The 11,992-nt window shown below is 64.6% G+C and carries 13 protein-coding genes; 7 read left to right on the plus strand and 6 right to left on the minus strand.

What is annotated here, in order from left to right; genetic code table 11:
* Window positions 1-165 precede the first annotated feature (165 nt).
* The 4 genes from ACLFLU_RS31740 (at window position 166) to ACLFLU_RS31755 (ending at window position 4,134) form a co-directional block, all read left to right on the plus strand.
* A complete protein-coding gene (locus ACLFLU_RS31740; RefSeq protein ID WP_426408653.1) occupies window positions 166-684 on the plus strand; it encodes a DUF962 domain-containing protein in 519 nt (172 codons plus the stop codon).
* 32 nt (window positions 685-716) lie between these two features.
* Entirely contained in the window at window positions 717-1,748 is a 1,032-nt protein-coding gene (locus tag ACLFLU_RS31745) for an NAD-dependent epimerase/dehydratase family protein (protein WP_426408654.1), read from the plus strand.
* Between the two features lie 30 nt (window positions 1,749-1,778).
* Window positions 1,779-2,405 (plus strand): methyltransferase family protein, encoded by a 627-nt coding sequence (locus ACLFLU_RS31750; RefSeq protein WP_426408655.1) that lies wholly within the window; start codon window positions 1,779-1,781, stop codon window positions 2,403-2,405.
* A gap of 424 nt (window positions 2,406-2,829) precedes the next feature.
* Complete coding sequence (locus ACLFLU_RS31755; protein WP_426408656.1) at window positions 2,830-4,134, plus strand: PQQ-dependent sugar dehydrogenase; 1,305 nt, start codon at window positions 2,830-2,832, stop codon at window positions 4,132-4,134.
* 3 nt (window positions 4,135-4,137) lie between these two features.
* Here the strand turns inward: ACLFLU_RS31755 and ACLFLU_RS31760 are convergent, their stop codons facing one another.
* Both ACLFLU_RS31760 and ACLFLU_RS31765 read right to left on the minus strand, forming a co-directional pair.
* Window positions 4,138-4,962 (minus strand): aspartate dehydrogenase, encoded by an 825-nt coding sequence (locus ACLFLU_RS31760; protein ID WP_426408657.1) that lies wholly within the window; start codon window positions 4,960-4,962, stop codon window positions 4,138-4,140.
* Between the two features lie 37 nt (window positions 4,963-4,999).
* A complete protein-coding gene (locus tag ACLFLU_RS31765; RefSeq protein ID WP_426408658.1) occupies window positions 5,000-5,917 on the minus strand; it encodes a LysR family transcriptional regulator in 918 nt (305 codons plus the stop codon).
* A gap of 135 nt (window positions 5,918-6,052) precedes the next feature.
* On the opposite strand from ACLFLU_RS31765, the gene ACLFLU_RS31770 reads away from it, so the two are divergent.
* Both ACLFLU_RS31770 and ACLFLU_RS31775 read left to right on the plus strand, forming a co-directional pair.
* Complete coding sequence (locus ACLFLU_RS31770) at window positions 6,053-7,351, plus strand: MFS transporter (protein WP_426408659.1); 1,299 nt, start codon at window positions 6,053-6,055, stop codon at window positions 7,349-7,351.
* Window positions 7,352-7,371: 20 nt separating this feature from the next.
* Complete coding sequence (locus ACLFLU_RS31775; RefSeq protein WP_426408660.1) at window positions 7,372-8,445, plus strand: tartrate dehydrogenase; 1,074 nt, start codon at window positions 7,372-7,374, stop codon at window positions 8,443-8,445.
* A gap of 44 nt (window positions 8,446-8,489) precedes the next feature.
* Here the strand turns inward: ACLFLU_RS31775 and ACLFLU_RS31780 are convergent, their stop codons facing one another.
* The 4 genes from ACLFLU_RS31780 to ACLFLU_RS31795 all read right to left on the minus strand — a co-directional run bounded on the left by ACLFLU_RS31780 (window position 8,490) and on the right by ACLFLU_RS31795 (window position 11,137).
* Window positions 8,490-9,440, minus strand: coding sequence for a LysM peptidoglycan-binding domain-containing protein (locus ACLFLU_RS31780; RefSeq protein WP_426408661.1), 951 nt, complete (start codon window positions 9,438-9,440; stop codon window positions 8,490-8,492).
* Window positions 9,441-9,585: 145 nt separating this feature from the next.
* On the minus strand, window positions 9,586-9,912 hold the full coding sequence (locus ACLFLU_RS31785; RefSeq protein WP_426408662.1) for a hypothetical protein: 327 nt from the start codon (window positions 9,910-9,912) through the stop codon (window positions 9,586-9,588).
* Window positions 9,913-9,965: 53 nt separating this feature from the next.
* Window positions 9,966-10,229, minus strand: coding sequence for a hypothetical protein (locus tag ACLFLU_RS31790; RefSeq protein WP_426408663.1), 264 nt, complete (start codon window positions 10,227-10,229; stop codon window positions 9,966-9,968).
* Window positions 10,230-10,285: 56 nt separating this feature from the next.
* Window positions 10,286-11,137 (minus strand): DUF3313 domain-containing protein, encoded by an 852-nt coding sequence (locus ACLFLU_RS31795; protein WP_426414118.1) that lies wholly within the window; start codon window positions 11,135-11,137, stop codon window positions 10,286-10,288.
* Between the two features lie 188 nt (window positions 11,138-11,325).
* On the opposite strand from ACLFLU_RS31795, the gene ACLFLU_RS31800 reads away from it, so the two are divergent.
* Window positions 11,326-11,979 carry a TetR/AcrR family transcriptional regulator gene (locus ACLFLU_RS31800; RefSeq protein ID WP_426408664.1) on the plus strand — a complete coding sequence of 218 codons (654 nt, stop codon included), beginning with the start codon at window positions 11,326-11,328 and terminating at the stop codon, window positions 11,977-11,979.
* Window positions 11,980-11,992 lie beyond the last annotated feature (13 nt).

Below are 11,992 nucleotides of genomic sequence, written 5' to 3' on the forward strand. Positions count from 1 at the left end.
ACCTTCGTGCCCAGCGGAACCCGTTGAAGTCTTGACTATTTTGTGACCTGTCTCACAGCGCGACAGCATGGTCCTGCGCGACACTAGCGCCGGTTTGTGCAGTGCCCTATCAGGTGCTATAGGCTGTCTTCGCCCTTCCCCGACCCCGTGACGCACGAGACCGAGATGGCTGGCTATTTTCAACGCCAACTGGCCGATTATGTCGAATACCATCGCGATCCCTGGAATTGCGCGATGCATGTGGTCGGCATTCTCCTGCTCTTCACCGGCGCGACACTGCCGCTGACGCTGGTCCATTTCTCCGTGTTCGGGGTCGAGGTCAGCCTGGCGGTGATTTTGGCCGTGCCCGTGCTGGTATACTGGCTGATGCTGGACGCCGGGGTCGGGCTCGGCATCCTCGTGTCGATGATCGTGCTGCTTTCGGTCGCAACCGCGATCGGCAATCAGGTCTCGATTGCCATGATGTGGTCGATTTTTGCGGTGCTGATCGTGCTCGGCGTCGCATCGCAGATTGTCGGCCACAAGGTATTTGAGGAGCGGCAGCCGTCGATGGTGGACCACCCCACGCATTTCCTGCTTGGACCGATGTTCGTCATGGCAAAATTTTACATTGCATTGGGTTTTCGTCGCGACCTCGCCGCGATTCTCGCGCCTCTTCCGAGCAACTCCCTTTCAACCCGATAGCTTTCTCGAAGCGGAACAGCAAAACCTACTTCATGACTCTCGTACTGGTTACCGGTGGCAGCGGTTTCATCGGACAGCATCTTGTCGAAGCGCTCCGCGCCCGTGGGCAGCGGGTACGTGTTCTCGATGTGCGGCCGCCGGCCGCCGCGAACGCGGACGTTGAATATGTGCACGGCTCGGTGCTGGACGGTGCTGCGGTCGATGCTGCGCTTTCCGGGGTAGATCAGGTCTATCACCTCGCCGGCCTGCCCGGCATGTGGGTCGCCAACAAGCGGGATTTCCACAACGTCAATTTCCGCGGAACCGAGGTCGTGCTTGGGGCTGCGATGAAGCGCGGTGTGTCGCGTTTCCTGCACTGCTCGACGGAATCGATCCTGTTCCCTTATGCGAACCTCAACGGCGTTGCCGCCGAGGAGGCACTGCAGCCGGCCGACGCGATGCCCGGCGCATACACGCGGTCGAAGTCCCTCGCCGAGCACCACGCCGCCAAGGCCGCGGCCAGCGGCTTCCCGCTCGTGATCGGCACGCCGACCATGCCGATCGGCCCCGCCGACCACAATCTGACGCCGCCCACCGCAATGCTGTGGTACTTCCTGCAGAAGAAAGTGCAGCCGCATCTCGATTTCCTGGTCAACCTCGTCGACGTCCGCGACGTCGCCATGGGCCTGGTGCTGACAATGGAGCGCGGCCGCATCGGCCAGCGCTACATCCTCGGCGGCGATTGCGTCCGGCTCGGCCAGATCCTGCGGATGATGTCGGCGATGAGCGGACGGCGGCAATATCCGGTCGTCGTTCCCGGCAAGATCGCCGAGCTCTCCGCCATCATGCTGGAATCGATCTCCGATCGCATCACGCACCGTCCGCCCAACGGCACCGCCGAGGGCGTGCGCATCGCGCTTGCCGCGAGCGACCTTTCAATCGGCAAGGCCCGCAGCGAGCTCGGCTATACGCCGCGCCCGATCGAGCCGGTGCTGCGCGAAACCATCACCCATCTGCTCGCCCGCGGCGGCCAGGCCGCGTCCAATGCCATCGAGCATCACGCGCTGTCGTCGCGCGCGAGCTGATCTGCTCCCCAAAGCAAAGAACCTTTCCTTATGTCCTTCGATTTCAGCAAGCTTCTTTCTGTCGCCTGGGGCGGCTGGACCACGACCTGGCCGACCGAACTCCTGGCCCTGATCTGGCTCGCCTTTCTCGCCAGCTGGGTGGGCGCCTCGTTCTGGCAGGGGCGGACCCAGAAGCAGGTGATGACGCTGGAGTCCGGCCGCTATCGCATCCCGATCCTAGTCGGCGGCATCCTGTACACGCCGTGGATTGCGGAGGTCCTGGGCTGGAAGCCGCTCTGGGTGCTCGGCAACACCGGCATCTTTATCGCCGCGGTTCTCTCGGTCTTCGGCATCGCCTTCGCATGGTGGGGACGGCTGCATCTTGGAAAATTCTGGTCCAACACCATCACCCACAAGGAAGACCACCGCGTCATCGACACCGGCCCTTACGGCATCGTGCGGCACCCGATCTACACTGGGCTGATCTTCGGCATGCTCGTCACCGGCATCGCCGTCGGCACCGTGACGACGATCCTCGGCGCGATCCTGATCTCGCTCGGCATGTGGCAGAAGGGCCGGATGGAAGAGGTGTTTTTGTCGAAAGAGCTCGGCGAGGACGCCTACGGCGCCTATTGCCGCCGCGTGCCGATGATCATCCCGTTCCTGTCGCCGCGGTGATGCCCGAGCGCCTGCGCCAAATACCGGCACAACGCTGACACCAAATCCGTCATCCTGAGGTGCGAGGTTTGCGATGCGAATGCATCGCGAGCCGAGCCTCGAAGGATGCACGGCCGAGATGCAGCAGCCGGGCCGTCCATCCTTCGAGGCCTCCGCTACGCTCCGGCAACTCAGGATGACGGTGACGGACCTTGCCATGCAAATTCGGCGTGCAGCTATTTGCGCCGTGAACGGCCCGATCCGAGCCCGCACAGGTTGACCTTTTTACCGCCACCCAGTTGGATGCGCGCGCAAAACGGCACGACGACGTTCGATCGTCGATCTGGAGAGGTCGACGATCCGGCAGGAATTAGGTCTTGGGCCCGCACGGGGCGTTGGACGATCCGCCGTTGGACAGTGCCTTAGGGTTCGACAGGGGATTTTCATGACATTTTCCAGCATCTTTGCGCAGTTCGTCGCGTTCGTGGGCGGCATCGCGTTGCAATGGCGAAAGCTGTCGGGCGCCACACCCGCGCCGGCCTGGGGTCAGGCCCCCTCGATTCCCGAAGCGAAGCCGCAAGGCGCGCTGCCGACGCTGAAGATGCCGACCGCCCGCGGCTGGAGCGAGGGCCGGAAGCCGACGGTCGCGCCCGGGCTCAAGGTCAACGCGTTTGCGAGCGGCCTCGACCACCCACGCTGGATCGAGGTGCTACCCAATGGCGACGTGCTGATCGCGGAGGCGACGCAGATCGCGGGCGCCCCGAGGTCGGTGTTCCACTACGCGATGCAGGCGACGATGCGGCGCGCCGCAGCGCTTGGCGAGTCCGCCAACCGCATCACGCTTCTGCGCGACAAGGACGGCGACGGCGTCGCTGAACATCGCGGCGCCTTCATGGAGAACCTCAGCCAGCCGTTCGGCATGGCGCTGGTCGGCGACACATTCTATGTCGGCAACACCGACGGCGTGATGGCCTTTCCCTACGTCGCCAATGCCGATCGCATCACCGCGCCGGGCAAGCGGCTCACCACCTTCAAGCCCAGCGGCCACTGGACGCGCAGCCTGCTCGCGAGCCCCGACGGCAAGAAGCTCTATGCCGGCGTCGGCTCGCTCAGCAATATCGCCGAGATGGGCATGGAGGTCGAGGAAGGTCGCGCCGCGGTCTACGAGCTCGACCTCGCCGCCGGCACGCATCGCATTTTTGGTGCGGGACTGCGCAACCCGGTTGGACTCGCGTGGGAGCCCAACACCAATGTGCTCTGGACCGTCGTCAACGAGCGCGACGGGCTCGGCGACGAGACGCCGCCGGACTATCTGACCTCGGTGCGCGACGGCGGCTTCTACGGCTGGCCCTATTGCTACTGGGGCAAGACGGTGGACGACCGCGTGCCGCAGGATGCAGCGATGGTTGCCAAGGCGCTTCAACCCGACTACGCGCTCGGTGGTCACACCGCTTCACTCGGCCTGTGCTGGATGCCTGCCGGCACCCTGCCGGGCTTCCCCGACGGCATGGTGATCGGCCAGCACGGCTCGTGGAATCGCAGCACACTGTCCGGCTACAAGCTGGTGTTCATCCCGTTCGAGAACGGAAAGCCGTCCGGCCCCGGTCGCGACATCCTGTCGGGCTTCCTGTCCCCGGACGAGAAGGAATCCTACGGCCGCCCGGTTGGCGTCGTGATCGGCCCCGACAAGAAGTCGCTGCTGATGGCCGACGACGTTGGCAACGTGATCTGGCGCGTGACAGGCGCTTAAGAATTACGTCCCCACACACAACGTGGCGCGCTGCTTGCGCAGCAGCGCGATTACGGACAGCGCGGTGATCATCCCGGTCTTGGGATTTTCCGACGGGATGTTCTCGATGCCCATCGAGAACCGCGCCGAATCCGCCTCGACCTCGATGCGGTGAACATTGCGCGTCACAGTGGGGTCGGCCCAAACCTGCATCTGGGTGCGATCGGGCCCGATGCCCGCCAGCGACAGCGCAACGGCGACATTGACGTTGGCCGGAAAGCCCTTCGCCGCGTCGCGCGCGCTGCCCTCGAACAGTTTGAGCGGCTCGCGCAGATTGTCGATATCGATGTTGTTCTGAACGATGAACGGTGCGCCCTTCAGCCCGTCGATCGGCTTGCGCGTGACCATCTTCACCGAATGAATGGTGCCGACCGCAGCCGCGTTGACCGCATCAAGCCCGATCAGCGCGCCGGTCGGGACGAGGATGCGGCCGCCATTGGCGCGGGCAAGATCGACCAGATCAAAATTGTCGAGCAATCCGCCAACGCTGACCACCACCGCGGACCTGCCGCGCTTCACCGCCGGCTCGACGATCGCGCGCAGCTGACTGCTCGGCGCGCATTCGACCACGAGGTCGGCCGCGTCGCCGAGCTGGTCGATCGGCAAAACTTTCGGCGGGCGGCGCAGGCCGCTCAGGAAGCTCTGGTGTTTCGCGGGATCGCGTACCGCTACAGCGGAGAGCGTCAGCCCCTCAATGCCCTGATCGAGCGCCGTTGCAATCTTGCTGCCGATCGAGCCCAGGCCTGCAATGGCAACCCGCAGTTCGTTCTGAGCCTTCTGATCCGTCATCGTATCCACCATTTGTCCAGGCCACCGTCATATCCGCTCACGCTTCCCGCGCATAGCTGCGCAGGCGCGCCTCCAGCACCGACAGCATCGCATCGCGAGCCGGGTCGCGCGAGCCGCGCAACCAGGCCGCTGCCAGCGGCAGCCGCCCGACAGGGCCGCTCTGCTTTGGCCGCAGCCGCACGAAGCGCACGCCGGAGACCGCCATTCGCGTGGTCCAGCGCGGTACGATCGCGACGCCGAGCTTCGTTGCCACCAGGTGGATGATGGTCTGCTTCTCGTCGGCCACCTGCATGATGCGCGGCATCAAGCCGGCCTGCTCGAACAGCTTCATCGTGAGGTCGTGGCTGTGCGGCCGCGAGCGACGGTCCGGGACGAGCATCGGCTCGTCGGCGATGTCGGCCAAGGTGATGAACTTGCGCGCTGCGAGCGCATGCCGCTGCGGGAAAGCAACGATTGCGGTCTCCTGGAGCAAAGCGCGGAACTCCAGCCGCTTGTCCGGCCGGTCGGGCGGGCGGACGAAGGCGAGATCGAGTGCACCGGTCAAGATCTTTGGCAACAGCCGGACGGTCTTGTCCTCCAGCAGCTGCACCGCGACCTCGGGATGTCCGGCGCGGAAGTCACGCAGCAGCGGTGGCAGCAACCCCGCCGCCGCGCTGTCGATGGCACCGACCCGCAGCCGCCGCACCGCACCCGCGCGCGAACGATTGCGCAGGTTGCTCTCCACGGCTTCGACCCGGGCGAGGATGGCGCGGGCGTCGCGCAGCAGCATCGTTCCGTCCTCGGTGAGCGAGACGGCGCGGGTCGTGCGCGCGAACAACCGCGTTCCCAGATCCTCTTCCAGGAGCCTGATCTGGCGCCCGAGCGCGGACGGCAGCATCTGGAGATGCTGCGCCGCGCGGCCGAAATGCAGCTGCTCGGCCGCCGCCACGAAGCATCGGAGCTGATGCAATTCCATCTCTTCCGGTCCTCTCGTCTCGCTCGCAAGGATTATATCATTTTTTTGTATAAACCAGCGCCAATTGAGTCCGCCTCATGCTGCCGCCTAGGCTCGCTGCCACACAACGAAAATCAGGACTTGAGGGAGGCCAGAGTGGCGAGCGAGATTCAGACGCGCGTGCTGCGCAAGATCAGCTGGCGCATCGTTCCCTTCATCATGCTGCTCTACTTCGTGGCCTTCATCGATCGCGTCAATATCGGCTTCGCCTCGTTGACGATGAACAAGGACATCGGCTTGTCGCCGACTGTCTACGGTTTTGGCGCCGGCATCTTCTTCTGGGGTTATTTCCTGTTCGAAGTGCCCTCCAACATCATCCTGCACAAGGTCGGCGCGCGGATCTGGATCGCGCGCGTGATGATCACCTGGGGCCTGGTCTCAGCGGCGATGGCGTTCGTGCAAGGTGCGACCAGCTTCTACATCCTGCGCTTCCTGCTCGGCGTCGCCGAAGCCGGCTTCTTTCCCGGCATCATCCTCTATCTCTCCTACTGGTTCCCGGCACGCCAGCGCGCAGCGGTCACCGCATTGTTCATGGCGGCAGCACCACTCTCGACCGTGCTGGGCTCGCCGGTCTCCGGAGCGCTGCTGGAGATGGACGGCCTGCTCGGCTTCAAGGGCTGGCAATGGCTGTTCGTGCTGGAGGCAGTGCCGGCCGTGCTGCTCGGCTTCGTCGTGCTGGCCTTCCTGACCGATCGCCCGGAGAAAGCAACATGGCTCACCGACGACGAGCGCCGTTGGCTGGTCGAGACCATGAACGAAGAAACCACCAGCAAGGCCGCGACCGCGAGCCACAGCATCTGGCGTGGCCTTGCCGATCCGCGCGTGCTGGCGCTGTCGCTGATCTATTTCGGCACGTCGGCCGGCCTCTATACGCTCGGCGTCTGGGCGCCGCAGATCATCAAGCAGTTCGGCCTGTCCACGCTTCAAGTCGGCTTCCTCAATGCGCTGCCGGCAACAGCGGCCGTCGTCGCCATGGTGCTGTGGGCACGGCATTCGGATCGCACCGGCGAGCGCACCTGGCACGTCGTGCTCGCCTGCCTGATCGCAGCGGTCGGGCTTGCCTATGCCGGCCTTGCATCCGGCGTCGTCGCGGTCCTCGTCGCGCTGACGCTCGTCAATATCGGTATCTCCTCCGCAAAACCGCCGCTGTGGAGCCTGCCGACGCTGTTCCTCTCCGGTCCCGCGGCCGCCGCCGGCATCGCCACCATCAACTCGATCGGCAATCTCGGCGGTTTCGTCGGCCCCGCCATGATCGGCTGGATCAAGGACCAGACCGGCAGCTTTGTCGGCGGACTTTACTTCGTCAGCGGCCTGCTCGTTCTCTCGGCGGTCCTGACCCTGCTATTGTCGCGCGCGCAAACCGCACGCGTCGAACCTCTCACGCAATCCCACTGATCTCTCAAACGGAGCTTCTCATGCGCACCCATTCGATCGCAGCCATTCCCGCCGACGGCATCGGCCCCGAGGTCATCTCGGCCGGCGTCCGCGTGCTGGAGGCGCTGGCAAAGCGCAGCGGCGACCTCGCCTTCACCATCAAGACGTTCGACTGGGGCTCGGACTACTACAAGAAGCACGGCGTGATGATGCCGGCCGACGGCCTCACCGAGCTGAAGACATTCGACGCCATCTATTTCGGCGCGGTCGGCGCCCCTGATGTGCCCGACCACATCACGCTGTGGGGCCTGCGCCTGCCGATCTGCCAGGGCTTCGACCAATACGCCAATGTGCGGCCGACCAAGATTTTGCCCGGCGTCGCCTCGCCGCTGCGCAATGTCGGCGTCGGCGATCTCGACTGGGTCATCGTGCGTGAGAATTCGGAAGGCGAATATGCCGGCATGGGCGGCCGCGCCCACAGGGGCTTGCCGGAAGAGGTCGGCACCGAAGTGGCGGTCTTCACCCGCGTCGGCGTGACCCGGATCATGCGCTATGCGTTCCAGCTCGCGCAGTCACGTCCGCGCAAATTCCTGACCGTCGTGACCAAGTCGAACGCGCAGCGCCACGGCATGGTGATGTGGGACGAAATCGCCGCCGAAGTCGCCAGTGAATTCCCAGACGTCACCTGGGACAAAATGCTGGTCGACGCCATGACGGTGCGCATGACGCTGCATCCGAAGAGCCTCGACACCATCGTGGCGACCAACCTCCATGCCGACATTCTCTCCGACCTCGCCGGCGCGCTTGCCGGAAGCCTCGGCGTGGCGCCGACCGGCAACATCGATCCGCAGCGCCGCTTCCCCTCGATGTTCGAGCCGATCCACGGCTCGGCCTTCGACATCACCGGCAAGGGCATTGCCAACCCCGTCGCGACGTTCTGGACCGGCGCGCAGATGCTCGAGCATCTCGGCGAGAAGGATGCAGCCGCACGGTTGATGGCGGCGGTGGAGAAAGTGTGTGCCGCCGGCGTGCTGACGCCAGATGTCGGCGGCAAGGCGACGACGAAGGAAGTGACGGACGCCGTGATCGACGCGATCCACGGCTCGAACGTGTGATCTTCTCCCTCTCCCCTTTCTTACGGGGAGAGGTGAAGAAAGGACTACTTCCGCCGCGAAGGTGCCGCCGCCGGCGGCACTACCATCGCGGCCGCGGCGTCCGGCGGTGTCAAATGCCGCGGGACAATGATGGACTGGCCCGGAGTGAGCGTTGCGTTCTCCGGCAGCGAGTTGCTCTGCGCGAGCGACCACAACGGCACGCGGTTGGCTGCGGCGATGCTCTCCATGGTGTCGCCGCGGCGGACCGGCATGCGCGCGCCGCTGTCCCACAATTCGACCAGCGTGTCTCCGGGGACGAGGTAGCGCAGCGGCACCGCATCGGCCTCGGTCTGCGTCGCCTGGATCCGCGGCAACTGCGTCACCATCTCGACGATCTGTCGGTGGATGTCGTCCGACTTCTCGATGTTGATGTGCGAGACGCGGCTGTTCTCCTTCAGATCATAGCTCGCATAATGGCCACGGAAGCCCGGCACCGCGACCACATTGCCGCCGCCGAGCACGCTGTCGGAGAGGAAGATGTTGATGAAGCGTTCGACATTGAGCGGCACGTCGTCGGTCGCATGGGCGGGGTCGATGGTGATGACGAGGCTGATCGGGATGTTCTCCTTGGCCGCCATCTCGGAGATGATGACCGAGCACAGTCCACCCATGGAATGGCCGATCAGCACGATTGGCGCCGGGCTCTCCTTGTAGCTGGAGATGGCGCGATCGCCGATCCATCGGCAGATGGTGAATTCGTAGACATCGGCCGAAAAGCCCGCCTTTGTCAGCTTCTCGCTAAGCCGGTCCATGCCGGTCGAGAAGATCGGCCCCATCGCGCCACGAAACAGATAGATCTTCGGCGGCGGTAGCGGCTCGGCCGGAGGGGATGGCGGCGGCGCGACAGTCGGGGCCACAGCCGGCTTCGTCTTGGCCGGCGAGGCTGCGGCCAGACCGGGATTCAAGGCGAGCAGCGCAAGCGCCGCCAACACCACAAGTCGCCTTGGATCAATCATCAAGTCCTGCAGTCCCGCCACAGGAGGCAGAGGCCTCCACCGCGGCGCTTAGTGACCCCCGATTGGGTGGTTTTTGGGGCACGGAACCAAGGCCGAGGCTTCGGTCAGCGGGGCTGCTCATTCTGACCAATTCGACATTCCGGCCTCATTTGAAGGGAACCAATGATTCGGCTTCGCATGCTTCAGACAATACCGAACTCTGGATTCCCTTGTACTCGTCATTGTCGAAGAAAGCCGAATAAATGGGCCGTCCGCCCGCCGATGGGCCTGTCTGCCTCAGGCAGACGAAATACGATCCCGGCCCGTGGTCGCTGTGACGGACGGCCGATGTCTCGAGGCCACCGGTCAGCCTGGCTTCAGCGGCTGCCTTCTTGACACCCTCCTGCACCGCCTTGGCGCTCGGTGCACGCGAAGGATGATAGGCAGGCGGGAGGTTCGCGCTCGACGCGCATCCCGCCAGCAGCAGCGCCAAGACAGCGGCCAACGCCCGCGGGGATGCGCGGTGGCGCGTTCGATACGGACGTGTCATCCTTGGGTCAGAAAGAGATAGAGGCAGCCTGCGACCGTCGGCAGGAACGCAACCAGGGCCGTCATCCAGAAGCCGGGCTCAAGGGTCGACTCCCGGTCATCCTTCTCGCTCTTCTCGCTCGCTGCGTGGCGATCCGCGTTGGTTCGGCTCCACGCCTCATCCGCCGTGAACAGAGGAACGCTCCTCGCGTGCACATCGGCGCGCGTTGCACTTTGGCGCAAAGCGCGTTGGAAAGGGCGAGTTGTTCCGGATGTCAGCATGTCATCTACTCTAAACGGCTACCATTATGTTGGGCTTGGACGTGAAGGCAGCCACGTCACTGTGTGAGCGTCTGTCCTGAAGGCACTTCGGGCGCCGGTGGCGCGACCGGAGCGTCCTTGGCACCTGAATCAGTCCAGCTTGGCGGCAGGCCGAGCTTCTCTCCCGCAAAGCCGGTCACCCCTGGAAACCGTCCGAACGCCTCGCACGCGACATATTTGGGCGCGCCGCCGAACCGCACGGGAATGCTCTCGATGGGGGGCAGCGCGGGGATGCCGCCAAACGGAGAGTCTCCGGTGGTAACCAGCTTGGCGAAGTCGGCGCCGAAATCGGCGGCGAGATCGTATGCATCGCCCTCATTGGCGACCCGCGCAGAGTTCGCGATGGAGTTGGCGCTGCGCGCCCAGACCATGGCCGCCTTCTGAAATCCGGCGAAGTCGCGCGCTTCCGCCTCGACCGACAGGCTTCCGAGCCCAACTGGAAGCCTTGGTACCGGCACAGGCACGCCGGGAAGGGCAACAGTCTTCGCGATCGACAGAGCTTGCGATGCGCCGGAGGCGGTCGGGCTGGTCGGCGTGGCATGCGTGACCGTCGCCTGCACCGTGAGGTCGGCGTCGTCATCGCCGGCGACGATGCGGAAGCGCTCACTCAATCGAAGACACAACTCGCGGCTGATGGCGTTCGCGACCAGACGCCGTTCCTTTTCGGTCAAGGGGACGTCGGCCCGCGCGGGAAAGACGGTCGATGCGATCCGGATCGTCTTCGCAGCCAGCACGTCCTTCTTGTTGACGCGGATCTGCGATCGCGTGACCAGCCCGTTCGCGTCCGACATCCGGTCGTAGCTCCTGAGCGAGCCGGCCCGCTCGAGCGGCGCGGTCGCGCAGCCCCCGAGCGCCAGCGTGACACACATCAGGGTCGCCCGTTGAAAACGCATGGTCTCACTCGCGCCCGGACATTTTATTAGAGAGATTACTCTAGTAATCATTCTCACGCCCCTCGCCGCCCGTCAATATAAATAGATGGAACTCTCTAATTTAGATTTTCTCATGGCGGACCGCCGTGCTAAATCGGGCGATCAGGGGAAGGGAGACGCGCGCCTTGAGGAAAGTCGACCCCGTCAAGCACGAGCAGAAGCGCGGAGAGATCCTCGGGGCGGCGATCCGCTGCTTCACCAGGGACGGCTTCCGCGGCGCCAGCACGACGGACATCTGCGCCGAGGCCGGGATCAGTCCGGGCCACCTCTATCACTACTTCGCGAGCAAGGAGGCGATCATCGAGGCGATGATCGACCTGGGTCTCGCGCGCTCGGCGGAGCGGTTTGAAAAGATCCTGGCCGCCCCCGATGTGATCGAGGCGCTGCTCGCCGATATCGAGGAAACCTGCCTGCGGCTCCGTCTCGCCCAGGTCCTCAACATGGATGCGCTCGCGGAGGCCGCCCGCAATCCGGAGTTCGCCAGAATCATCGAACGCCACACCGGGGCGTTCCGCCGGATGTGGGCCAGTTTCCTGCGCCAGGCGCAAAGCCAGGGGCGGGTGGATCCAGGACTGGACCCGGACGCAACGGCGAACATCCTGATCGCCCTCATAGACGGATCCCGCGCCATGCCGATCCGCAATCCCAAGCTGGATGTCAGGCAGCAGGTGGAGCATCTCAGAACGATGCTCGTCCGCTTCCTGAGGCCGCCGGAAGCACAGAGCAAGCCGCGCAATCAGGCGGCCGTCCGGCCGCTGAAGCTGGTCAAGAAGCGATAGGACGACTGCCCTA

This window comes from Bradyrhizobium ganzhouense, from assembly GCF_049949285.1.
GTDB classification, from domain to species: Bacteria; Pseudomonadota; Alphaproteobacteria; order Rhizobiales; family Xanthobacteraceae; genus Bradyrhizobium; species Bradyrhizobium ganzhouense.